This is a genomic window from Mesorhizobium sp. 43Arga (genome assembly GCF_053714255.1).
Map to the genome: position 1 here is coordinate 112,984 of NZ_JBSKBO010000003.1, position 23,352 is coordinate 136,335.

Sequence of the window (23,352 nt, forward strand, 5' to 3'; positions counted from 1 at the left end):
CTAAGAACGCTGCCTAGCATCTGTTGTCCCTCACCGCCAATGCGGACGGTTGCGAAACAGACAGGAGGCGGCATTTGCGGGTTCTCATCACCAATCTGTTCGTAGCGCACAACAGCGGCACCGAAGTGGTTGTCGAATTGCTGGCCGACGGGCTTCGCGGCGCCGGTCATCAAACCATGGTGCTGGCGCCCACCCTTGGCGACATGGCCGACAGAATGCGCAGACGGGGACACCAAGTGGTGGACCGGATTGCCGAGATCGTCGAAAAGCCTGACATCATCCATGGCCAGCATTTGACGCCTTGCCTGACGGCGCTGGCGCGGTTTCCCGACGTGCCGGCCGTGTTTTCCTGCCACAGCGCTTTCTTTGAGATCGAAGCTCCCATGCTTCATCCGCAGATACGCCGCTGGATCGCGGTCGACGAAGCGTGCAAGGCCAAATGCCTGTCGCGTGGTGTACCGGCTGACAGGTTGGACCTCATCTACAACGCAGTCGACCTTCACCGTTTCAAGCCGCGCCTGCCGCTACCTTCCAGACCCGCCAGAGCGCTGCTGCTGACCAAGAATTTCGAACACCAGCAGGCGGTGCGCGAAGCCTGCTCGAAGAGCAACATCGTGTTGGATGAGGCGGGTCCGGCTACCGAACGCTTTTCCCATCAGATCGAAAAGGATTTGCTTGAATACGACATCGTCTTTGCAACCGCCCGTATGGCCCTTGAAGCGGCCGTGGTGGGCTGTTCGGTCGTCGTCTGCGACGCGCGGGGCTTCGCCGGGCTGCTCGATACAGCGAACATGGAGGCGTGGCGGCACATGAACCTCGGGGTTGGTCTTCTGACGAGGCCGACCACGATCGAGAACCTGATGGAAGCGATTTCGCGGTTCGATGCCGGCGATGCCGCGAAGGTTTGCGCCTATTTCCGCGAAGTGGCTGATGTCTCGCACTTCGTTCAAGACCATCTCAAGGTCTACAATCAGGCCATGCAGGCGCAGACCGATACGACTGCCGACGAGCGGTCGCTGGCAACCGCGCGCTGGATCGAGGAAATCGGGGTTTCGGTTGCGCCCCGCAGATGGGCCCACATTGTGAAAGAGATGCATGGATGGCAGGTCTCGCCAGGCCAGACCGCGCTTGTGGAATTGCTGCAATCACACACAAAAGCGCTGGAGAGCAATGTCGCGTCGTTGATAGAGCTTGGCGAGCAGGTCAAATCCATCGGACCCGAAATCGCAAAAATGGGACCGATCCTTGAAGTCTCGGCTTCGCTCGACAGGGTGACCCATGACAGCCAGGCCAGATTGCATCGAATTGACGAGGAGTTGTCGCGCCTTTCAAATTTCGTCAATGAGATCAAGCGGCTCTACAACGGCATGATCCCGCTTTTCATCAGAAGAATACTTCTCAGGGTTCGCAGGCGAGGGTGACGCAGATGGTCTACATCCCAAAGCGTGCGGCCTGGTCTTTGGAAATTGTGGACTCGATCCCTGACACGAAGTCCTCCGCCAGAAGCGAATTGGCATAGGCCGTGACATGATCGCCGTCGAAGAACAACGGGTGTCCGTTCCTGAATGCCGAACATGTAACTTGCGGACAGAGCGTGGGTAAAGGGTCCCAGACGTGAATGTTCGGCAGAACCGCTGATATCTCGGCGTAACCCTTCAAAATTGGTGATCGAAGATTTTCTATCAGCTTTCGATCGATGTCGAATCCGTTGGCACAGGACGGATTCATTGAATTGAACCAATCACTGCATCGAAAGGCCGAGGCCCCAAAGATTGGCTTTGGGCCTTCGAAAACAATCGACAGTCCCGCCTTGGAGAGTTGGCTAAGTTGATCGATAGCGTTCTTGACGGCTTGTTCCCTCTCCTGCTCGCTGTTCTCCGCGTTGCTATCGGAGCCAGCACCCCATTGAAGGCTAACCCGCGTCAGCCGGAGCGAGGGCAGGAACAGCACGTCGCGAGGCTTGGCAATCTTGGCTATGTAGGCTGCATTGGCACTCGCGGCATGAGCGCACGTCGGCTCGGTGTCGCGGCGAAGATTCAAGCTGATGAACGGGCAACCGGCGGTCGACACCACCACTGTTCTGATGCCGGTTTCGAGCGTGAAGCGCTTCAGGAGTGGGATGTAGGCTCCCGCGTGAGAGTCGCCCAGCACGAACAAGGTCTCGCTGCGTCCTTCGGCTGGGCACCCGCCTTTGGTGAGGAACAGCGCGTCTTCCACAGTTTCCGTGACGACGACGCAACCGGGAAATTGAGGAGAGGTGTCTGGCGAGGTCGCATACCATTCGCCTCGATTCCTCATGACCGTGCTCAAGGCGATTTCATATCGATTGTCGCGCATCAGTTCGAAGCCGAAAAATGCAGCAGCGATGACAGCTAGAAAGAGGGCGACGACGGCTATGTCAGGGGCGGTTCTCAAAAGTCGCAATCGGCGCGTCGGTGTTTCGATCCAGAAATACGAGCCGAGGCTGAACGCTGCCGCGACCAGCAACGCTGCTAGTTTTGTGGCGGTGGTTTCAATGCCTATCGTCCATCTTGCGATCACGAAGACTGGCCAATGCCACAGGTAGAGAGAATATGAGATCCATCCGACGAACCTGACCGGCTTTATTTCCAACACCGCAAAATGCGGCGCCCGATCGCTTCCCAGATAGCAGAGGCATCCGATCAAGACAGTTGTGCAGACAACTGCAGTGATGTTCTCAAGCCCATGAGAGTCCTTGCCGAAGTCGAGCGCGAATGTTGCCAGGAGGCCTATTAGCGCGATCGAGGCTGCAAGATTGCAATGCCTTTCGAAGCCCGCCCGGTCCCCTATCCGGCTGACAAGCTGAAAGCACAATATGCCGCATGCCAACTGCCAAAAGCGGGCATAGGGCATGTAGAAAGCGTGAAGCGGATTCGCGGCCAGAAGATGAAGCCATATCGCCACCGACGCGACGGCGAGCGCACCATAAACAAGCGCCGAAAACCTCTTCCCGCGCGGTCCTGTAACCCAAGGAAAAAACAGCAGCGGGAAAACGATGTAGAATTGTTCCTCAACCCCAAGAGACCAGGTGTGGGTGAATGGGTTAAACTCGGTCACGGGTGAAAAATAGTCGGTTCCCTTGGCCAGGAAGATGTTGCTCAGGCCGACGAAGGCCAAAGAGGCGGTTTTGCTGATTGATGTGCTGAGCCAAGCGTCTGGAACAAACAGAAACGTGGCGAGCGCACTGACCAGTAAGCACAGCAACAGGGCCGGCATGATTCTTGTGAATCTGCGCGCATAGAATTCCAAGATAAAATGAAAAGCGGACTGGCCCCGGTAGCGCCTCGACACGGTATAGCTGACGACGAAACCAGAAATTACGAAGAAAACATCAACCCCTAGAAAGCCATTGGGGAGGCGGTCGCCGTACAGATGGTAGAAAACGACTGACAGGATCGCGATGGCCCGAAGCCCGTCAAGGAAAGTCAGGTAGTCCTTCGACGAGCTTCCCGAGGTCGAACTAAAGTTATCGGCCATTGGATGAAACATACGTTCTTGTAGGTAAAAAATCCGATCGGATAACGTTCTGGTTTAGGCCAGTCGGTGTCCAGTTGACGCGCAGCGCCTTACCCTGCGGGGAGTTACAGGATGTGCCGCTGATGGGAAAGGCCGGACACAGGAATTGTTTCGTTCGAGGGCACTGTCAGGCTGATCCGCGGCTTGCAGCCGAATGTCGCGAGCGAGGACATCCGACTCGCTCGCAGGCCTCCGCGGTGCACCGCGTTCAGCCGTTCCGCGACAAATGCACGTCCAGGACGGCGGCCTTCTTGGCGATTAGGCCTTCCAGATCCGCGTCCGACCTTTTGGTGCCGGTCCGTTCGCGCAGCAGCGTGATCACCGCGCTCATTGAAAGCGGAGTAGTCTGGGAAAGCGGGATGTTTTGCGAGAGCGGGACGGTCTGGGTGGCCAGAATGACATCCACGGCCCCGGCAACATCCGGAATCTCCGTTGGTGCTCGCATGGTCGGCTCCTTTCTGCTCAGGTCCGCTTCGGCGGCGTCGGCAGGTCCTCTGACGCCGCGATCGAAGACGACCGCCAGGCCGTTCTTGACGGCCAGCGCTGCGACCATATCGTCGAGCTTGCGGTCGGAGAGGGCCGGGTCCGCGGGTTTCAGGATCTTGCGGATCACCCTGGCGGCCTGATCGGTCGACACGAAGTCAAAACGCCGTTTTCTGGCCTCGACATATTGTTCGATGATCATGCTCAGGCGGCGGGCCGCAATATCCCTGGGTTCCTGCACATCCTTGGGTTCCACCGGAGCCTCCCTTGCCTGCCATGCGTGCAAATTCGGCGGCCAAAAGGAGATAGGGCGGCCCGATGGGACATCAAACGTCCTTCGATCATTTCGTCGCACCCGCCAATGAGCCGGAACGATCCCGCGGCTCAAACATTTCGTTCCATGACTAGCGCATTGAGGGAAGGCCGGGCCATGAAGATTGCTCATGTCGCGCCGCTGTACGAATCCGTGCCGCCAAGACTGTACGGCGGCACCGAGCGCATCATTTCCTACCTGACCGAAGCCCTTGTCGACCTCGGCCATGAGGTGACGCTGTTCGCCAGCGGCGACACGAAGACCTCCGCCAGGCTCGTGCCGTGCCGCGAGCGGGCGCTTCGTCTCGATCCGCGCCCGTTGAAGTCCGAGATCGCGGCGCATTTGTCGATGCTCGACGAGGTGAGGAAGCGCGCCGACGATTTTGACGTCATTCATTTCCACCTCAGCCATTTCCTGCACTTTCCGTTTTTTCGCGACATGCCGCAGCGCACGGTGACGACACCGCATGGCAGGCTGGACTACGCGGATCTTGCGCAAGCCTATGACCGGTTCCCGCGCTTCCCGATGATTTCCATCTCCCGCAGCCAGCGGGCGCGATTTGCGTCCGCCAACTGGCTGGCGACGATCCATCACGGGCTGCCCGTCGATCTCTATGAACCCGATTTCGAGGCTGGTTCGGATGGCGGCTATCTTGCCTTTCTCGGCAGGATGTCGCGCGACAAGCGGCCGGACCGGGCGATCGACATCGCCCGCCGCACCGGGCTGAAACTCAAGCTCGCGGCCAAGATCGGCGACGACGATCGGGCCTATTTCGAGGAAGTCGTCCAACCGATGATCGATGGCGACCGGGTCGAATATGTCGGCGAGATCGGCGAGGACCAGAAGAGCAGGTTTCTTGGCAATGCAGCCGCCCTGCTGTTTCCGATCGATTGGCCTGAACCTTTCGGTCTTGCCGTGATCGAAGCCATGGCCTGCGGAACCCCGGTCATGGCCTGGAGTTGCGGCGCCATGCCCGAGATCGTCGACTATGGGGCTACCGGCTTCGTCGTCGAAACCATCGAGGATGCGGTCGCTACGATGCCGGCTCTCCTGCAACTGGACCGGCGGCGCATAAGGGCTATGTTCGAAAGGCGGTTTTCAGCCGACCGGATGGCCAGGGACTACGTCGCGGCCTATTCCCGGCTCAGCGGTCATGAGCAAAGCAGAGCCTCGTAGGCCTTCACCCGCCCGAAAAACCAGCAGGGACAATCTTCTTGACCATCACCCAACTCGACGAGCGCAAGCTTGATCCTGCCATCGCACTGGCTTCCCTGGACGAAACCGCGCCGAGGGAGCCGCACAGGCTGTTCGCGCTCAAGCATGGCGACTGCTTTGCCGTCGCCGATGCCTATGGCGACATACGCGGTGTCGGCGACGGGTTTTTTCGCGACGACACACGCGTGCTTTCCGAATTTCGCCTGACCGTCGGGGGGCGGTCGACATCGTTGCTCGGCGCGTCGCTTAGCCAGGACAACGTGCTCTTCACCACCAACCTGACCAATCTGCCAATCGAGAGCGCCGCTGGCCGCCAGATACCGCAGGGCGCTATCCATATCGAGCGCGTTCGGCTGCTGTGGGAGGAAAGGCTGTATGAGCGCATAACGCTCTCCAACTACAGCCGCGAGCATTCGACGATCCTGTTGTCGCTGCGTTTTGGCGCCGATTTCCGTGACATGTTCGAGGTCCGGGGCTCGACCCGCTCGAAGCGTGGAACCGCCCATACGGCCGAGATCTCAGGGAACGCCGTCGTGCTTCGCTACGAGGGCCTGGACAAGGTCGTGAGGACATCGGCGATTTCATTCTCACAGACGCCCGATCAACTGACTTCCGAGCGCGCCGATTTCGTCATCGCCGTCACCAAGCGCAGCAGCCAGACGCTATACGTGGAAGTGGGCAACGAGACGGACGATCGCCCCGAAAGCCGTCGGTTTCGCGCCGCTGCTGCCCGCGCTCGCTTCGGCATGCGCGCCAAGCGCCGGCATGGCGCGACGCTGCACAGTTCGGGCCGCGTTTTCAACGACTGGATGGAGCGGGCGCGCGCCGATGTCGCGCTGCTCACAACGGAACTGGCGACCGGCCCTTACCCCTATGCCGGCATTCCCTGGTTCTCCACCGCCTTCGGCCGGGATGGCGTGATCTCGGCCTTGCAGATGCTTTGGCTCAATCCCGGTCTGGCGCGCGGCGTCCTGGCGTTTCTTGCCCAGCACCAGGCGACCGAAACCTCTCCCTTCAGCGATTCCGAACCCGGCAAGATCATGCACGAGACCCGCAAGGGCGAGATGGTGGCGCTGAGCGAACTGCCATTCGGCCGCTATTATGGCGGTGTGGACACGACGCCGCTCTATATCCATCTTGCCTGCGCCTATGCGGACCGCACGGGGGACACGGGCTTCATCGATACGCTGTGGCCATCGCTTTGCGCCGCGGCGGAGTGGATCGAAACGGCGAGCCGTTCGACGGGATTCCTCACCTACCAGCGCGCCGCGGAATCCGGCCTTGCCAACCAGGGATGGAAGGACAGTTTCGATTCCGTCTTTCACGCCGACGGCCGCATCCCGAAAGGGCCGATCGCGCTGGTCGAGGTGCAGGGCTACGTCTTCGCGGCGTTCCAGGGCTTGGCGAAACTGGCGCGGCTGCGCGGTGAAGTGGAGCGCGCCGAGAGCTGGGAAATACGCGCCGACGCCATACGCCAAAAAGTCGAGCGCCATTTCTGGATCGAGGACCTCAATTACTATGCGCTGGCGCTGGACGGCGATGGTCAACCCTGCAAGGTGCGCACCTCCAATGCCGGTCACCTGCTTTACGTCGGCCTTCCCGGTCCGGAGCGCGCGCGCATGGTTGCCGACCAGCTGCTGTCGGCCTCGTTCCATTCGGGCTGGGGGCTGCGGACGCTGGCGGACGACGCGATCTTCTTCAATCCGATGTCCTACCACAACGGCTCCATCTGGCCGCATGACACCGCGATCTGTGCTGCCGGATTGGCGCGGTACGGCATCCGCGACAGCGTCGTGCGGCTGATGAGCGGCACCTTCGAATCCGCCGTTCATTTCAACATGCGGCTGCCCGAACTGTTTTGCGGCTTCACGCGCGCGGCCGGTGAAGCGCCGATCGCCTATCCGGTGGCCTGCCTGCCGCAAGCCTGGTCCGCCGGCTCCGCCTTCATGCTCATGCAATCATGCCTCGGCCTGCAGATCGATGGCTGGACAGGTGAAATCCATGTGACCCGGCCGCGCCTGCCGATCGGCATCGACAACCTCGTCGTCCGCCATCTTTCGGTAGGGCAGGCGGCGGTGGACCTGACGTTCCAGCGCGTGGGAGATCGTGTCGGCGCCTTCCTTGCCGAACCGCATGAGGGGCTCGTGCCACTCGTGGTCAGAAGCTGAAAAATCGGAACCATCCCGCGCCGTGGACGTTGGACCACCACGCCATGGGGTGCCGAAACCACAGCCCATAAAGCCGCTGCGGTATCCCGTTGAAAGGTAATCGATTTCAATGCCCGACAACAGTTCGTATCTAGTCGTTCCCGTATTCGCATTGTGGCTCTTCGTTCTTGTCGCTGTCAGCGTCCTGGCCGTTGTGCTGGTGACGATGAGGCTGCGGGCGCGCAAGGCCAGCAGGCTGGCCGCTGCGGGGGGTGACCCTGCTCGCGGCCCATTGCCGGAATTCGAGAAGAACGGGCAGTCGGCCGCCGCGGCACTGGTGCAGTGGTCGCCCGAAACGCTGCGTCACATCCTGGCGACGGAGCTTCCCAATGCCCAGGTGATCGTCGTCTCAAACCGTGAGCCGTATATCCACAACCGCGAGGGCGACGACATTCAACTGGTCGTACCCGCGAGCGGGCTCGTGTCCGCCCTGGAGCCGATCACGCGTGCCTGTGCGGGCACCTGGATCGCCTATGGCGGCGGCTCGGCCGACGCGCTTGTAGTCGACAAGAACGATCGGATCGAGGTGCCGCCGGACGATCCTTCCTACACGCTGCGCCGTGTCTGGCTGAGCGAGGAAGAACAGCAAGGCTATTATCTCGGCTTTGCCAATGAAGGCCTCTGGCCGCTGTGCCATATCGCCTTCACCCGGCCGATATTCCGCGCCTCGGATTGGGAAGCCTACGAGGCGGTCAACCGCAAATTTGCCGATACCGTCGTCGCGGAAGCCCGCAACGAGCGGCCGATCGTGCTGGTCCAGGACTACCATTTCGCGCTGCTGCCGCGGATGGTCCGCGAGCGCCTGCCCGAGGCGATCATCATCACCTTCTGGCACATCCCATGGCCGAATTCGGAGGTGTTCAGCATCTGCCCATGGCGCGAGAAGATTCTCGACGGGCTGCTCGGCAGTTCGATCGTCGGCTTTCACACGCAGTTCCATTGCAACAACTTCATCGACAGCGTCGACCGTTTCCTGGAAAGCAGGATCGAACGCGACGATTCGGCCATTTCCTATGGCGGCGAGATCAGCCTGGTTCACGCCTATCCGATTTCGATCGAATGGCCGCCGGCGCAACTGGGCAAACTGCCTGATGTGGCGCAATGCCGCCGGCAGGTCCGCTTGAAATTCGGCCTGGCCGAGAATGTCAAACTGTGCGTGGGGGTTGAGCGTCTCGACTACACCAAGGGCATCCTCGATCGCTTCAATGCCCTCGATGAACTGCTGACGCTTCATCCGGAATGGATCGGCAAGGTGGCGCTCCTGCAGATCGCGGCACCCAGCCGCGGCAGCTTGCCTGCCTACCAGCAGCTCTACGAGGAGTGCCTGCGCCATGCCGAGGATCTCAACCAGCGCTATGGTCGCGAAGGCTACACGCCCGTGCTGATGGTGACTGAACATCACTCGCAGCAGCAGGTCTATGAAATCTACCGTGCCGCCGACGTTTGCATGGTCACCAGCCTGCATGACGGCATGAACCTGGTCGCCAAGGAGTTTGTCGCCGCGCGTGAGGACGAACAGGGTGTGCTGCTGCTCAGCATGTTCGCCGGCGCTTCCAAGGAGCTGCTGGACGCACTGATCGTCAACCCCTATGACGCGGCGATGATGGGCGATGCCTTGCTGCAGGCCTTGACCATGTCGCAGGAGGAGCAACGACAGCGCATGCAACGCATGCGCGAGATCGTGCGCGACAACAATGTCTATCGGTGGGCGGGCAGCATGCTTCTCGATGCGGCGCGCTTGCGAAAACGTGACGCGGTCGATCGCGCCGTCAGCGCCGCTCCGGCGGCGGCACCAGGCAATGTGATATCGCTGCTCGATCGCAAACGCGTGGCTGCGCTATGATGTCGATCTCGCCAAACCTGGCCGTGCCTGTCGTTCCACAGGGGCCATGGAGCCTGTTCCTCGATATCGATGGCACGCTTCTCGAACATGCCGCGCATCCGGATGCGGTGGTTGTCGATGACGATTTGCGCACCCTTCTGGTGCGGCTCGAAGCGCAGCTGGACGGAGCACTGGCGTTCATCACGGGACGGTCGATCGCCGCTGTCGACCATCTCTTCCAGCCTCTCAGATTGCGCGCCGCGGGGCTTTATGGCCTCGAGCACAGGCTGGCGCGCGATGGTCCGGTCGAGGCGGCCGGCGAACCGGCTGACATTGCAGCGCTTGCCGACGAAATCGCCACGGAACTGGACAATGCGGATGTCTATATCGAGCGCAAGGGACCAATCCTGGCCATTCATACACGCGCGGCACCGCATTTGCTGCAACGCGCGACACAGCTCGTCGAACAGGCACTGGACAGATTGCCCGCGGGATATCGGGTCCTGGCCGGAAATGCCGGTGTGGAACTGATGCCGCTGGAGGCGGCGAAGGGAGCAGCCATCCGGCGCTTCATGCAAATTCCGGCTTTCAGAGGACGGCGACCGGTGTTCCTCGGGGACGATACATCCGACGAGAACGGGTTCGAGACCGTCAACGAATTGGACGGCATCTCGGTTCGCATAAAGCCGCAGGGATCGACAGTTGCACCTTTTGCGCTGGCCGGCGTGGATGCGGCCCTGGCCTGGCTGGACGAGATGAGCAGAAACGAGACCGCGGAAGCGGCGACGCTGGCCGCAACGGACAAACCGGATCGCCCCTAAATCATCGCCGGTTCATGTGCATGGAAGGAGTTGCAATGACCCAACTGACCAGCCTCATCCGGGAAGTCATGCCCGCCTGGCTCTGGCGGCGCTCTGAGCCACAAAGCGGCGAAGCGGCAGCTGAGCCGTTGCCTCCCGAAAATGCGGACGCAGTCTGGCGCAAGGCTGTCGAGAACGATTTGTTTGGAGCCAACACGCCGGACTACGCCGAGACCGGCGCGAAGGAACCCAACCGCCATTGACGGCTGCGGTCAGCCTTCTCCGAAAATCAGCGAAACATGGCCGCCGGCGTGGCGTTCGAGTCGGCCGGCGAGGTCGAGTTCCAACAGAACCATGAAGACCTGGGCCGGGTGCAGGCCGGTGTGGCGGATGATCTCGTCGACTGGCACTGGTGTCGGGCCCAGCGCCTCGATGACCTTGGCGCGGTCGCTCTCGCCGGGTGGTGATGTGGCCGAGAAGTCGGGCGGGTCCTCGAATGGCGGCACGGCAGGCGCCCGCATGCCGGTCAGCGGCGCGATCGCCCTGGAAATATCCGACGCCTCGGTGACCAGCGTGGCGCCGTCCTTGAGCAGGCCGTTGGTGCCGGCAGCGCGTGGATCGAGCGGCGAGCCCGGCACGGCAAAGACCAGCCGGCCCATTTCGCCGGCAAGCCTGGCGCTTATCAGCGAGCCCGAGCGCTGGGCGGCCTCGACCACCACCAGCCCGAGCGCCGCGCCCGCGACAAGACGGTTGCGGCGTGGAAAATCCTGGGCGCGCGGCTGCCAGCCGAAGGGCATTTCGGAGATGACGGCGCCGCGCTCGGTGATTTCCTCGCACAGGCCGGCATTTTCGGGCGGGTAGGGCAGGTCGAGACCTCCGGCCAGCACACCGACCGTGCCGGTTTGCAGGCTGCCCTGGTGCGCGGCCGTGTCGATGCCGCGCGCCAGCCCCGAGACGATGCCGTAGCCGTCGCCGCCAAGGGCGGCCGCCAGCATGCGCGCCATCTTGATGCCGGCGAGCGATGCGTTGCGGGCGCCGACGATGGCGACCCCAGGTAGCCGGAACACGGCGGCATTGCCCTTGACCGCCAGAAGAGGTGGAGGATTGTCCATGCTTCTCAGAAGCGGGGGATAGTCGGGCTCGCCGATACCGACAAAACGCGCGCCAGCCCGGCGGGCTGCCTCGAGTTCGGCCTCGGCCTCAGCGATTGACGGAATGCGGGCGACCCGGCTGGCGCCGCCCGAAATCATCAGTTCCGGCAGGATTTCCAGCGCCACCTCGGCCGAGCCGAAGCGGTTGATCAGGTCGCGAAAGGAAGCCGGGCCGACATTCTGGGTGCGGATCAGCCGCAGCCAGCTCAGCCGCTGCCGGTCGCTGAGGCGCGGCCCGGCGGCTGGCTCGCTCACCGCGGTGGCGTGCTCGCTCACCCCTTGGCTCCGATCTTGCCCTCGGTGCCAGCAAGCAGCCGCGAAATGTTCGCCCTGTGCTTGATGAAGACGATGAGGCTCATCACCACGAACAGAGCGGCAATCTGCGGTGCGCTCATGAAGTACAGGGCTATCGGCACGACGACGGTCGCTGTAAGTGCCGCAAGCGACGAGTAACGGAACAGGAATGCTATCACCAGCCAGACGACAGCGAAGATCAGCGCCACCTGCCAGGCAAGGCCGATCAGCACGCCGAGATAGGTCGCGACCCCCTTGCCGCCCTTGAAGCCAAGCCAGACCGGAAAGAGATGGCCAAGGAAAGCGCCGAGGCCGGCCCAGACCGCCGTTTCCGGCGCGAAATGGCCTGATATGAGCACGGCGGCCGTGCCCTTCAGCGCATCGAGCAGCAGGGTCGCTGCGGCCAGGCCCTTGTTGCCGGTGCGCAGCACATTGGTGGCGCCGATATTGCCGGAGCCGATCTTGCGCACATCACCAAGGCCGGCCGCGCGGGTCAGCAGCAGCCCGAAGGGAATCGAGCCCAAGAGGTAGCCGAATACCAGCGCCAGGATCAGGCCGTAAGTCATTGTTTCCCCCGCATTTTCCCTAGGTCAGCCGATCAAGCGCGACGTCCGTTCCCGGTCTATGCAGAAAACACTGTGCGGCCCGCCACCAGTGTTTGCAAGACCTTGCCTTGCAGGCGCGCGCCTTCGAAACAGGTGTTCTTCGAGCGCGAGCGGATACCGCTTTCGCTGACGATCCAGGGTTCGTCAAGATCGACAAGCGCAAGGTCGGCAATGGCGCCGGGCTTCAGCGTGCCGCCGGGCAGTCCGAACAGCCTTGCCGGCGCGGTGGACAGCGTTTCGACCAGCCGCAGCAGCGGCAAATCGCCATTGTGGTAGAGCCGCAAGGCCGCGCCAAGCAATGTCTCCAGCCCGATGGCGCCGGCCGCGGCGTCGGCGAAGGGCAGGCGCTTCGTGTCGACATCCTGCGGATCATGCGAGGAAACGATGATGTCGACCGTGCCGTCCCTGACCGCCTCGATCATCGCCAGCCGGTCTTCCTCGGCGCGCAGCGGCGGCGTCAGCCGGAAGAAGGTGCGGTATTCACCGACATCGTTTTCATTGAGCGACAGATTGTGGATCGACACGCCCGATGTCACATCAGCGCCATCGGCTTTGGCGCGCGTCACGGCGTTCGCGGCCATCGCCGTCGAGATTTTGGCCGCATGGTAGGAGCCACGCGTCAGCCGCGCCAAAGCCAGATCGCGCTCCAGCGGGATCGATTCGGCTTCACGCGGAATGCCGGAAAGGCCAAGCCAGCTGGCGTACAGACCTTCATTCATCACGCCTGACGAACCAAGGTCGGCATCCTGCGTCTCGTGCACGATGGCGGCGCCGAAATCGCGGGCATAGGTGAGCGCCCGGCGCATCACCAGCGAACTGGCGATGGTGTGGCGGCCATCGGTGAAAGCGACGGCGCCGGCCTCGCGCAGCAGGCCGAACTCGGTCATCTCGCGGCCGTAGAGGCCCTTGGTGATCGCCGCGGCCGGAAAGATGTTGATGATCGCGGTATCCTTGGCGGTGCGCAACACGAACTCGACCAGCGCGACATTGTCGATCACCGGATCGGTATCTGGCATCATGACGACGGAGGTGACGCCGCCGGCAGCCGCGGCGACGCTTGCCGAAGCGATGGTTTCGCGATGCTCGCCGCCCGGCTCGCCGATAAAGACGCGACCGTCGATCAGGCCGGGAATGATCGCCTTGCCCGCGCAGTCGATGGTGATAGCGCCTTCAGGCGCGCCCTGGTTCAACGCCGCCTTGCCGGCGGCAACGATTTTCTTGCCATCGACGACAACGGAGCCGACTTCGTCGATGCCGCGCGAGGGGTCGACGATGCGGGCACGTTCAAAGACCGTCGTGCTCATGCGCCGCGACCCTCTTGATTGCGGCCCTCTTGATTACGACGGGGGTCGAGCAGCGCTTCCATCACTGCCATGCGCACGGCGACGCCCATCTCCACCTGCTCCTGGATCACGCTTTGCGGGCCGTCGGCGATTTCCGAGGCGATTTCGACGCCGCGGTTCATCGGGCCGGGATGCATCACCAGCGCATCGTCCTTGGCGGCCTTCAGCTTTTCGGCATCGAGGCCGAAATAGCGGAAATATTCGCGCACCGAAGGCACGAAGGCGCCTTCCATGCGCTCGCGCTGCAGGCGCAGCATCATCACCACGTCGGCGTCCTTGAGGCCTTCGGCCATCGAGCGCGTGACGATGACGCCCATCTTCTCGATGCCGGACGGCAGCAGTGTCGAAGGCGCCACCACGCGTACCTGCGCGCCGAGCGCGTTGAGCAGCATGATGTTGGAGCGCGCGACGCGCGAATGCAGGATGTCGCCGCAGATCGCCACGATCAGTTTCGACAGCGGCCCCTTGGCGCGGCGGATGGTCAGTGCGTCGAGCAGCGCCTGGGTCGGGTGTTCATGCGCGCCGTCGCCGGCATTGACCACGGAGCAGCCGACTTTCTGCGCCAGCAGGGCGGCAGCCCCCGCCGATTGGTGGCGGATAATCAATATATCGGGCCGCATGGCATTCAGTGTCATCGCAGTGTCGATGAGTGTTTCGCCCTTCTTCACGGAAGAACTTGCCACCGACATGTTCATGACATCGGCGCCGAGCCGCTTTCCGGCCAGCTCGAAAGAGGACTGCGTGCGGGTCGAGGCCTCGTAGAAGAGATTGATCTGGGTGCGGCCGCGCAGCGTCGAGGTCTTCTTTTCGGACTGCCGCGAAATCGCGACGGCTCGATCCGCCCGGTCGAGCAAGAGCTCGATGTCGGCAGGCGAAAGATCGCTGATGCCCAGAAGATGGCGGTGGGGGTAGAGTGGCAGGGACGAAGCGTCGGTCATCTCAAGGCGCTGCTATAGGGTGCGGATTTTGCGCCCGCAAGCGCCAGCTTTGGATTGGCGCCGTTCTCCCCGGTATTTTCGTCGCGCGCGCGGCAACGCTTGGCTATATCTAGCCGATGGCTTCGGATTCGAAGTCTTCTTGCGGACTTTTCTACCGACAGTAAGGATTGGGCGTGACCGACGACGTGACGAACCAGCCGCCGCCGCTGACGGGCGGCAACGCCTGGCGGGGCGATCCGTTGCTGATCCAGCTTGCCGAGCGCTTTTCAGATCCGGTGCGCAAGGACCTCGACGGGCTCGGCCGTTTCGTGCTGACGCAGGAGGCGCAGGAGTTGGCGCGCCTGGCCAATGTCGAGACGCCGAAGCTCAGGACGCATGACCGCCAGGGACGGCGCATCGATCTCGTCGAGTTCCATCCCGCGTACCACGCCTTGATGCGCCGCTCGGTGGCCAACGGGTTGCATTCCTCGGTCTGGGAAAATGGCGACGCCGAGATCGGCCGCCGCCATCAGGTGCGCGCCGCCCGTTTCTACCTGACCGCCGAGCTCGAGACCGGCCATCTCTGCCCCATCACCATGACCAGCGCCTCGCTGGCGGCGTTGATGGCCAGCCCGAAGCTGTTTCGCGAATGGGCGCCCCGGGTGACGACCCGCAAATACGACCAGAGCCAGAAGCCGCCCGTCGAGAAGACCGGGCTGACGCTCGGCATGGGCATGACCGAAAAACAGGGCGGCACGGATGTGCGCGCCAATGTGACCAGGGCCGAACGCGCCGGCAGCGGCTTTTATCGCCTGACCGGACATAAATGGTTCATGTCGGCGCCGATGTCGGACGCCTTCCTGGTGCTGGCCCAGGCGCCGGAAGGCCTGTCCTGCTTCCTCGTGCCGCGCGTTCTCGGCGACGGATCGGGCAACGGTTTCCGCTTCCAGCGGCTGAAGGACAAGCTCGGCAACCGCTCCAACGCGTCTTCAGAGGTCGAGTTCGTCAATGCCATCGGCGAGATGGTCGGCGAGCCCGGCGCCGGCGTGAAGACGATCATGGACATGGTGACCCTGACCCGGCTCGACTGCGCCGTGGCGTCCTCGGCGATCATGCGGGCAGGGCTGGCGGAAGCGGTTCATCATGCCCGCCATCGCCAGGTGTTCGGCTCGACCTTGATCGAGCAGCCGCTGATGCAGCGCGTGCTGGCCGACATGGCGCTGGATGTTGCAGCCGCCACGGCACTGTCGTTCCGGCTGGCGCGCTCCTTCGACGAGGCGGCGAGCGATCGCGGCGAGGCGGCGTTTGCCCGCGCCATGACGCCGGTCGTCAAATACTGGGTATGCAAGATCGCACCGCCGTTGCTTTACGAGGCGATGGAGTGTCTCGGCGGCAATGGCTATGTCGAGGAGGCGCCGCTCGCCCGCTATTATCGCGAAGCGCCTGTCAACGCGATCTGGGAAGGGTCGGGCAATGTCATGGCGCTCGACGTGCTGCGCGTGCTCGGGCGCGCGCCCGGCCTGTTCGAAGAGGTGCTGGCCGGCATAGACCGCGACCTCGGCGCTGGCGGGCGTGGCACGATCGGCGTGCTGAAGGCGGCGATGCAGGTGGCTTCGACTGACGAGGGCTCGGCCCGACTGCTGACTGAACAACTGGCGCTGTCGGCCGCCGCGGCGGAGCTGCGCCGGCTCGGGGCAGGGCGGATCGCCGATGCCTTCGTCGAGACCCGCCTGGCCGGTCAGTGGCGCAACACCTATGGCATGATCGATTCGCGTCACGACGCGCGCATGATCATCGACACGCTCTATCCTCCGGTGAATTGATCCGAGAGCGGCGCAACGCTCGATTCTTCGATCAGTTGATCGCGTCTGAGAACAGTGGGCGCGCCCTGTGGATCGCCGTTAACCTTAACAAATGGTTTCCATTGCGGCGGCGGGCGGCAAAGCCCAGTGTCATTCCTGCCGAAGCAGGAACCGCGATGCGACACGTACTGACCTCCTTTCTGTCTGTGCACTGGGCAATTGTCTTCGCCCTGCTGGCGCTGATCTGCATCGATGGAGACCGCGGTGTGTCGGCAGCCCTCGGCGTGCTCGGTGTGACCGTCGAGAGCGCGCGGTTTGTCGATCTGCAAAATGTCGTCGTGGTCGCGCCGCTGGCGATCGCCTTGCTGGTCGTGGCGGTGCTGTTCTTCTGGGCCTTTGTCGATACGCTGATCAACGATGCGGCCAGCCCGGGCGCCGACAGCGTCGTTCGCGTCGCCTTCATTTCCGCGTCCGGCGTCCTGTCGATGATCCTGATCGGTGGCGCCGCGCAAGGCATCAACGGGCTGTTCATGGTCGTTGCGGTGCAATTGGCGGCACTTCTGGCCTCTTATGTCGCGATGCTCGCCGAGCGGCGCTCCGCGGCCGCGTTGGATGACGCCGATTTTCGCGCCACGGCGCATACCATGGCGAAGGCAGCGGCCCATAATTCGCTGCTTTCCCTGATATCGGGCCGGACCGAACCGAACGGGAAGGGAGGCCGCTGATGCGCCATATCTTCGCATTGTGGGCGGCCCCGATGGCGCTGTTCTGGGGCTGGTTCTACCTGTCGCTCAACGACATGAATTTCGGCTATGTGATGCTGACCCGGCAGCTGCACGATTTCGTGTTCCAGCTTTACGGCCAGATGCTCGGCATCGATCCGGCCGTCATCCCAGGGATGGTGGGAAAGGCCTGTATCTTCGACGGGTTTCTGCTGATGGCGATATGGGCTTTTCGCCGCCGCCGCGAAATTCTGGACTGGATCAGGCGGCGTCGGTCGGGCCCGGTTCCGTTCGACCGCCCAATTCCGTTCGAGCGGCTGAATCGAGCGACTGAAGCCGGTCCAAGACTCCCTGCAGAATAAAGGCCGCGGCCGCCGAGTCGATCTTGCCGGCGCGTTTGGCGCGCGAGAAATCCATTTCGATCAGCGTCCTTTCGGCCGCCACCGTCGACAGCCGTTCATCCCAGAACACGAAGGGCAGGTCGCTCAGCTGCGCCATGTTGCGCACGAAGGCGCGCGATTTCTGCGCGCGCGGACCTTCCGACCCGTCCATGTTGATCGGCAGCCCGATCGCCACCGCGCCGACATTCTCCTTCTTCAGCAGAGCCAGAAGCACGGCGGCGTCGAGCGAGAATTTCCTTCGCATGATGACCGGGCGCGGGTGAGCGAAGGAGAATCCCCGGTCGGAAACCGCGACGCCGATCGTCTTGTCGCCGAGATCGAGCCCCGCCAGCGTCCTGCCGTCGGCGAGCCATGCCGGCAATTGCTCGATCGTGATGATAGCCAACGGTTTTCCCTCGTCTCTTTCAGCAGCACGCGTCCTTCCGGATGCGCGGCGGACACTATACCCTTTGATCTCGGGGTCATCGGCGTTCTATCCTCTGGCCCGACAAAAATCGAGGAAAGCATTTTCATGAAACTGACCTGGTACGGCCATTCGGCCTTCCGTATCGAAACCGGCGACGCCAAGATCCTCATCGACCCCTATTTGCTGGGCAACCCGTCCTGGACGGGCGGCTGGGAAGGGCCGGCCGAAGGGATCACGCATGTCCTGCTGACGCATGGACACAGCGATCATATCAGCGGCGCGCTGGAGGTGCTCGGCAAGAGCGGCGCCCAACTGGTCGCCAATTTCGAGATCTGCATGTACCTGGTCGGCAAGGGCGCCGATGGCAGCAAGATCAACCCCGGCAATATCGGCGGCACGGTCGATTGCGGCGGCTTCACCACCACTTTCGTCCAGGCGCTGCACTCTTCCTCGTTTGGCGAAGACGGCGGCAAGAACGTCTATCTCGGCAATCCCGGCGGGCTGGTCCTGCACTTCCCGGAAGACCGCACGCTCTACCACATGGGCGATACCGACATCTTTTCCGACATGGCGCTGATCAACGAATTGCATGAGCCGAAGATCGGCATCGTGCCGATCGGCGACCGGTTCACCATGGGCGGCGCCGTGGCGGCACTCGCCTGCCGGCGCTTTTTCAAGTTCGATACGGTCGTCCCTTGCCACTTCGGCACGTTTCCGATGATCGATCCCACGCCTGAGAAATTCGTGGCTGGCCTCGAAGGGTCCGGTGTAAAGGTCGCATTGCCGAAAATCGGTGAAACGATTACGATCTAGAAACAGCCAAAGCGGAACAAATCCATGGCGTTGGGGCGGTCTCTTTGCGTGTCGATGTTTGTCGCGGCATCGCCCGCGCTCGCCGCGGATGATTTTATTGAAGGCGTCTACCTTCAGTCCGAGGAGCTTTGTGCGCAGGCCAAAAAGGATAAGCTGCAGACACTGATTGACGCCGGCAATATCGTGTTGTCGGCGCATGGGCTGCAAGGCGTCGAATACAACTGCGAGTTCGTGCAGGTCAGCAAGGCGACACGCTCGCCGAGTTGGGCGGTGACGGCTATCTGCCAGGAGCCGGGCTATGTCTTTCCCGATGTCCTGTCGGTGACGCGCATCGGCGCGACGCAGATCGATCTCGTATCGGTCCGGCCGATCGATGACGAAAGAGAGGCGAGCGGCAACAGCGGCAGCTATTATCTGTGCGAGGGCGTTGCCCTGCCATAGACTTGTCCTTGGACCGATGGCCGAGAGCCAGGCCGCCATGACGCCTGGTCTCTCGCACGATGCATGTTGCGCAGTACGCGCGGCGCCGCTATAGCCCGGATTGGTTTTCCCCGAGGCAAAATCTATGTCCGTTGATGTCAAGACTGTGAAGCGCGTCGCGCGTCTCGCCCGCATCGCGGTGAGCGAAGAAGACGCAGAACGCATGACCGGCGAACTGAACGCCATACTGGGCTTCGTCGAGCAATTGAACGAGGTCGATGTCTCCGGCGTCGAGCCGATGACCTCGGTGACGCCGATGGAGATGAAGAAGCGCAGGGATGTCGTCACCGACGGCAACAAGGCGGCCGACATCGTCGCCAACGCGCCGGCGACCGAAGAGAATTTCTTCCTCGTGCCGAAGGTCGTGGAGTAGGGCGCCGATGGCAATCGAGATCGCCATCGAGACACCGTTGCAGGACGACGTGCGCGGCCTTGTCAAGGAACTCAACGAGACCTTGCTCGAATTGACGCCGCCGGAGCACTGCTATCATCTGACGGTCGAGCAGATGGCCGGCCAGGACACGACCGTTTTCATCGCCCGCGACAATGGCATCGCCATCGGTTGTGGCGCGCTGAAGCGCCATGGCGGGGCCATTGGCGAGGTCAAGCGCATGCATACGCGGCCTTCGCATCGCGGCCAGAAAATCGGCGCCAGCATCGTTGAGCGCGTCGAGGCGCTGGCGAGGCAGGAAGGACTGAAGCGGCTGGTGCTGGAGACGGGCGACCGCCATCCCGCCGCCTGGACCGTCTACGAACGTGCCGGGTTTTCGCGCTGCGGCCCGGTGCTGGATTATCCCGATTCCAAGTGGTCGGTGTTTTACGAAAAGAGCCTTTGATGAGCGACCTGACCAGACTGACGATTTCGCAGGCCCGCGCCAAGCTGCGCGGCAAGGAAATCACCGCGACCGAGATCACCGAGGCCTATCTCTCGGCGATCGATCGCGCCAATCCGGCGCTCAATGCCTATGTCGCGGTGACCGGCGACAGAGCGCGTGACATGGCCAAGGCCTCCGACGCCAGGCTGGTCAAGGGCGAGGGCGGTGCGCTGGAAGGCATTCCGGTGGGGATCAAGGACCTGTTCGGCACCGAAGGTGTCCATACCCAAGCCTGCAGCCACGTGCTCGACGGCTTCAGGCCGCTTTACGAATCGACCGTTACCGCCAATCTGTGGGCGGATGGCGCGGTCATGCTCGGCAAGCTCAACATGGACGAGTTCGCCATGGGCTCGTCCAACGAGACCTCCTATTACGGTCCGGTCATCAACCCGTGGCGGCGCTCGCGGCTCGACACAGTGGTGATGCCGACGACGCATCAGGGCGACGGCGGTTTTGTCTCGGCCGGCGGCACGAAAACCCAGCGCAGCCTGGACAATGCGCAGCTGGTGCCGGGCGGTTCTTCCGGCGGTTCGGCGACCGCCGTCTCGGCGTTCCTGTGCGCCGGCGCGACGGCGACCGATACGGGCGGCTCGATCCGCCAGCCGGCCGCCTTCACAGGCACGGTCGGCATCAAGCCGACCTATGGCCGCTGCTCGCGCTGGGGCATCGTCGCCTTTGCCTCGTCGCTCGACCAGGCCGGCCCGATCGCGCGCGATGTTCGCGACGCCGCGATCCTGCTCAAGTCGATGGCCTCGGTCGACCCGAAGGACACCACCTCCGTCGACCGGCCGGTGCCGGACTATGAGGCGGCGATCGGCAAGCCGATCAAGGGCATGAAGGTCGGCATTCCCAAGGAATACCGCGTCGACGGCATGCCCGAAGAGATCGAGGCGCTGTGGCAGAAGGGCATTGCCTGGCTGAGGGATGCCGGCGCCGAGATCGTCGACATTTCGCTGCCGCATACGAAATACGCACTGCCGGCCTACTACATCGTGGCGCCCGCCGAGGCTTCGTCCAACCTGGCGCGCTATGACGGCGTCCGCTACGGCCTGCGCGTGCCGGGCAAGGACATTGTCGAGATGTATGAAAAGACCCGCGCCGCCGGTTTCGGCCGCGAGGTCAAGCGTCGCATCATGATCGGCACCTATGTGCTGTCAGCCGGCTACTACGACGCCTACTATCTGCAGGCGCAGAAGGTACGCAATTTGATCAAGCGCGACTTCGAAAATGTCTTCGCCGCCGGCGTCGATGTCATCCTGACCCCGGCGACGCCGTCCGCCGCCTTCGGCATCGCGGATGAGGACATGGCCGCCGATCCGGTGAAAATGTACCTTAACGACATTTTCACGGTCACCGTGAACATGGCCGGCCTGCCGGGCATCGCGGTGCCCGCCGGCCTTGATCCCAAGGGGCTGCCGCTTGGCCTGCAGCTGATCGGCCGGCCGTTCGAGGAAGAGACGCTGTTCCAGACCGCCGCCGTCATCGAGCAGGCGGCCGGCACATTTCAGCCTGAGAAGTGGTGGTAAGGATATCGATCCTCTGAAGGGGTGAGCGATGTTCTTCCTTCTTTCCAAGGTCTTCTGGTTCTTCATCCAGCCACTCAACCTGACGATCTTCCTGCTTTTGGCGGGGCTGATCGCCGCAATGATCGGCCGGCGGCGGCTGGCCGTCACCGGCAGCGTGCTGGCGTTTCTGATTCTGGCGCTCTCGACCTGGACGTCGCTTGGCGCGATGATGCTCAACCCGCTCGAGGAGCGCTTTCCCCCACGCCCGCCGCTGCCGCAGAAGGTCGACGGCATCGTCGTGCTCGGTGGCGGGTTCGAGGGCGCCATCAACCTCGCGCGTGGCGGTTATGAATTGAGCAGCAGCGGCGACCGCATGGTCGAGACCGCAATCCTCGCCCGGCGCTTCCCACAGGCCAAGGTGGTTGTATCAGGCGGACACGGCGCGTTTTTCATCGACGCCGAGGGGGACGCCGACACAGCATCCCGCCTGCTCGTTCCGCTGGGAGTATCGGCCGATCGTCTTGTCCTGGAAGACAAGTCCCGCAACACGTACGAAAATGCCGTCTTCAGCCGCAAACTTGTCGAACCGAAGCCGGGCGAGACCTGGCTGCTGGTGACCTCCGCCTTCCACATGCCACGGGCCAAGGCGCTGTTCGACAAGGCTGGTTTTCCAACCGTTCCATGGCCGGTCGACTATCACACCTCCGGCAAGGAAGGTGTCGGCTTGTTTCGCGACAATGCGATCGATTCCGTGCAAAACACCACCATAGCGCTGCGCGAATGGATCGGGCTTTTTGCCTATTGGCTTTCCGGCCGCATCGATCAGCCGTTTCCAGCACCGGGCGGCTGACCGATGACGGCGCGCCGCGCCGCCGAGAAAAACTGGCGCCGCACCAGCACGGCCAGCAGCAGAAGCGTCGACAGCACGAACACCACCGGATCGACGAACCAGCCGAGATAGCCGATCGAGAAGAACACGCCGCGCAGGCCCGAGTTGAAATGCTTGCCGGCCAGCATGTTCATCTGCGCCGCGCGCCATACCGCGGTTTGCGTGACCGGATTGCGCGAGGCTTCGCCATGTGGGATCGGCACCGCGCCGATCAGGATCGAGCAATAGTTGAACAGCCGGTAGGCCCAGCCGAATTTGAAGAAGGAGAAGGCGAGGATCAGCACCAGCCCCAGCACTTTGATCTGAAAGGCCGGGCGCGACGGCGCGCCGCCGAGCGGCAGGTTGCTCAGCACTTCCAGCACCCGATCGGACGCGCCGAGCAAGGCAAAACAACCGCCGAGAGCGATCAGCGAGCTCGAGGCGAAGAAGGCGGTTCCCTGCTGCAGGCCGCTCATGATGGCGGTGTCGACGATGCGGATTTCGCGCTCGGCCATGGTGCGCATCCAGGTTTCGCGCTGCGCATTCATCGCCGTCGTCAGCGACATGCGGCTGACCAGCTTGCCGTCCGAGGCGAGCGTATGCAGCAGCCACGCGATCAGGAAGAAGGCCAGCGCCCCGAGATCAGCCATCGAGAGATAGAAGGAATCGCCCATGGGCTGAATTTAGCACATCCAGCGCGGTCGCTTCGATGCCGGCTCCCGCGATCGAGAACAATGTCGCTGCCGGAGCAAACAAGGTCGGCAGGTGCTGCGCCGCGATCGCCAAAAGAGCG

23 protein-coding genes are annotated in these 23,352 nt (G+C 62.7%); 15 read left to right on the plus strand and 8 right to left on the minus strand.

All coding sequences use genetic code 11. The features are described 5' to 3' along the window. The first annotated feature begins 125 nt into the window (after window positions 1-125). Window positions 126-1,421, plus strand: a complete 1,296-nt coding sequence (locus tag ACWGS8_RS13185) for a glycosyltransferase (RefSeq protein ID WP_454581756.1) — start codon at window positions 126-128, stop codon at window positions 1,419-1,421. A gap of 10 nt (window positions 1,422-1,431) precedes the next feature. Here the strand turns inward: ACWGS8_RS13185 and ACWGS8_RS13190 are convergent, their stop codons facing one another. Together ACWGS8_RS13190 and ACWGS8_RS13195 are read right to left on the minus strand one after the other, a co-directional pair. Next, complete coding sequence (locus ACWGS8_RS13190) at window positions 1,432-3,498, minus strand: acyltransferase family protein (protein ID WP_454581369.1); 2,067 nt, start codon at window positions 3,496-3,498, stop codon at window positions 1,432-1,434. A gap of 247 nt (window positions 3,499-3,745) precedes the next feature. Continuing rightward, window positions 3,746-4,276 carry a hypothetical protein gene (locus tag ACWGS8_RS13195; RefSeq protein ID WP_454581370.1) on the minus strand — a complete coding sequence of 177 codons (531 nt, stop codon included), beginning with the start codon at window positions 4,274-4,276 and terminating at the stop codon, window positions 3,746-3,748. Window positions 4,277-4,450: 174 nt separating this feature from the next. On the opposite strand from ACWGS8_RS13195, the gene ACWGS8_RS13200 reads away from it, so the two are divergent. The 5 genes from ACWGS8_RS13200 (at window position 4,451) to ACWGS8_RS13220 (ending at window position 10,640) form a co-directional block, all read left to right on the plus strand. Further along, window positions 4,451-5,509: a glycosyltransferase family 4 protein gene (locus tag ACWGS8_RS13200; protein WP_454581371.1), complete on the plus strand. Its 1,059-nt coding sequence runs from the start codon at window positions 4,451-4,453 to the stop codon at window positions 5,507-5,509. A 44-nt stretch (window positions 5,510-5,553) separates the two neighbouring features. Next, window positions 5,554-7,716 (plus strand): amylo-alpha-1,6-glucosidase, encoded by a 2,163-nt coding sequence (locus ACWGS8_RS13205; RefSeq protein ID WP_454581757.1) that lies wholly within the window; start codon window positions 5,554-5,556, stop codon window positions 7,714-7,716. 109 nt (window positions 7,717-7,825) lie between these two features. Then, window positions 7,826-9,598 (plus strand): alpha,alpha-trehalose-phosphate synthase (UDP-forming), encoded by a 1,773-nt coding sequence (locus ACWGS8_RS13210; RefSeq protein WP_454581372.1) that lies wholly within the window; start codon window positions 7,826-7,828, stop codon window positions 9,596-9,598. Next, window positions 9,595-10,398, plus strand: coding sequence for a trehalose-phosphatase (gene otsB, locus ACWGS8_RS13215; protein ID WP_454581373.1), 804 nt, complete (start codon window positions 9,595-9,597; stop codon window positions 10,396-10,398). The genes ACWGS8_RS13210 and otsB overlap by 4 nt, the downstream gene beginning before the upstream one ends. 35 nt (window positions 10,399-10,433) lie before the next feature. Then, entirely contained in the window at window positions 10,434-10,640 is a 207-nt protein-coding gene (locus ACWGS8_RS13220; RefSeq protein WP_454581374.1) for a hypothetical protein, read from the plus strand. A 9-nt stretch (window positions 10,641-10,649) separates the two neighbouring features. Here ACWGS8_RS13220 and dprA read toward each other — a convergent pair whose 3' ends face one another. From dprA to ACWGS8_RS13240, 4 genes are read right to left on the minus strand one after another with little or no spacing between them, the layout of a single operon-like run. Continuing rightward, on the minus strand, window positions 10,650-11,783 hold the full coding sequence (dprA, locus tag ACWGS8_RS13225) for a DNA-processing protein DprA (protein WP_454581758.1): 1,134 nt from the start codon (window positions 11,781-11,783) through the stop codon (window positions 10,650-10,652). A 17-nt stretch (window positions 11,784-11,800) separates the two neighbouring features. Further along, window positions 11,801-12,388, minus strand: coding sequence for a glycerol-3-phosphate 1-O-acyltransferase PlsY (gene plsY / locus ACWGS8_RS13230; RefSeq protein WP_454581375.1), 588 nt, complete (start codon window positions 12,386-12,388; stop codon window positions 11,801-11,803). Window positions 12,389-12,444: 56 nt separating this feature from the next. Continuing rightward, window positions 12,445-13,731 carry a dihydroorotase gene (locus ACWGS8_RS13235; protein WP_454581376.1) on the minus strand — a complete coding sequence of 429 codons (1,287 nt, stop codon included), beginning with the start codon at window positions 13,729-13,731 and terminating at the stop codon, window positions 12,445-12,447. Beyond that, entirely contained in the window at window positions 13,728-14,708 is a 981-nt protein-coding gene (locus ACWGS8_RS13240; protein ID WP_019858236.1) for an aspartate carbamoyltransferase catalytic subunit, read from the minus strand. Before ACWGS8_RS13240 ends, ACWGS8_RS13235 begins: the two co-directional genes overlap by 4 nt. 173 nt (window positions 14,709-14,881) lie before the next feature. On the opposite strand from ACWGS8_RS13240, the gene ACWGS8_RS13245 reads away from it, so the two are divergent. From ACWGS8_RS13245 to ACWGS8_RS13255, 3 genes are all read left to right on the plus strand, one after another. Then, entirely contained in the window at window positions 14,882-16,510 is a 1,629-nt protein-coding gene (locus ACWGS8_RS13245; protein ID WP_032930346.1) for a DNA alkylation response protein, read from the plus strand. 155 nt (window positions 16,511-16,665) lie between these two features. Beyond that, window positions 16,666-17,214, plus strand: a complete 549-nt coding sequence (locus ACWGS8_RS13250; RefSeq protein ID WP_454581377.1) for a hypothetical protein — start codon at window positions 16,666-16,668, stop codon at window positions 17,212-17,214. After that, window positions 17,214-17,573, plus strand: coding sequence for a DUF6105 family protein (locus ACWGS8_RS13255; protein WP_454581378.1), 360 nt, complete (start codon window positions 17,214-17,216; stop codon window positions 17,571-17,573). The genes ACWGS8_RS13250 and ACWGS8_RS13255 overlap by 1 nt, the downstream gene beginning before the upstream one ends. Here the strand turns inward: ACWGS8_RS13255 and ruvX are convergent. Continuing rightward, window positions 17,473-17,997, minus strand: coding sequence for a Holliday junction resolvase RuvX (gene ruvX / locus ACWGS8_RS13260; RefSeq protein WP_454581379.1), 525 nt, complete (start codon window positions 17,995-17,997; stop codon window positions 17,473-17,475). The genes ACWGS8_RS13255 and ruvX overlap by 101 nt on opposite strands. Window positions 17,998-18,123: 126 nt before the next feature. Between ruvX and ACWGS8_RS13265 the strand changes: the two genes are divergently transcribed. The 6 genes from ACWGS8_RS13265 to ACWGS8_RS13290 all read left to right on the plus strand — a co-directional run bounded on the left by ACWGS8_RS13265 (window position 18,124) and on the right by ACWGS8_RS13290 (window position 22,541). After that, a complete protein-coding gene (locus ACWGS8_RS13265; RefSeq protein WP_454581380.1) occupies window positions 18,124-18,831 on the plus strand; it encodes a metal-dependent hydrolase in 708 nt (235 codons plus the stop codon). A gap of 24 nt (window positions 18,832-18,855) precedes the next feature. Continuing rightward, window positions 18,856-19,272: a hypothetical protein gene (locus ACWGS8_RS13270; RefSeq protein ID WP_454581381.1), complete on the plus strand. Its 417-nt coding sequence runs from the start codon at window positions 18,856-18,858 to the stop codon at window positions 19,270-19,272. Between the two features lie 124 nt (window positions 19,273-19,396). Next, the gene (gene gatC, locus ACWGS8_RS13275) at window positions 19,397-19,684 is read left to right on the plus strand and encodes an Asp-tRNA(Asn)/Glu-tRNA(Gln) amidotransferase subunit GatC (protein ID WP_027029060.1); all 288 of its coding nucleotides are present in this window, start codon (window positions 19,397-19,399) and stop codon (window positions 19,682-19,684) included. A 7-nt stretch (window positions 19,685-19,691) separates the two neighbouring features. Continuing rightward, window positions 19,692-20,147, plus strand: coding sequence for a GNAT family N-acetyltransferase (locus ACWGS8_RS13280; RefSeq protein ID WP_454581382.1), 456 nt, complete (start codon window positions 19,692-19,694; stop codon window positions 20,145-20,147). Beyond that, a complete protein-coding gene (locus tag ACWGS8_RS13285) occupies window positions 20,147-21,712 on the plus strand; it encodes an amidase (protein ID WP_454581383.1) in 1,566 nt (521 codons plus the stop codon). Before ACWGS8_RS13280 ends, ACWGS8_RS13285 begins: the two co-directional genes overlap by 1 nt. A 28-nt stretch (window positions 21,713-21,740) precedes the next feature. Then, complete coding sequence (locus ACWGS8_RS13290; protein ID WP_454581384.1) at window positions 21,741-22,541, plus strand: YdcF family protein; 801 nt, start codon at window positions 21,741-21,743, stop codon at window positions 22,539-22,541. On the opposite strand, the gene ACWGS8_RS13295 is transcribed toward ACWGS8_RS13290, so the two are convergent. Beyond that, window positions 22,514-23,233: a DUF599 domain-containing protein gene (locus ACWGS8_RS13295; RefSeq protein ID WP_454581385.1), complete on the minus strand. Its 720-nt coding sequence runs from the start codon at window positions 23,231-23,233 to the stop codon at window positions 22,514-22,516. The two genes, ACWGS8_RS13290 and ACWGS8_RS13295, sit on opposite strands and share 28 nt — an antisense overlap. Window positions 23,234-23,352 lie beyond the last annotated feature (119 nt).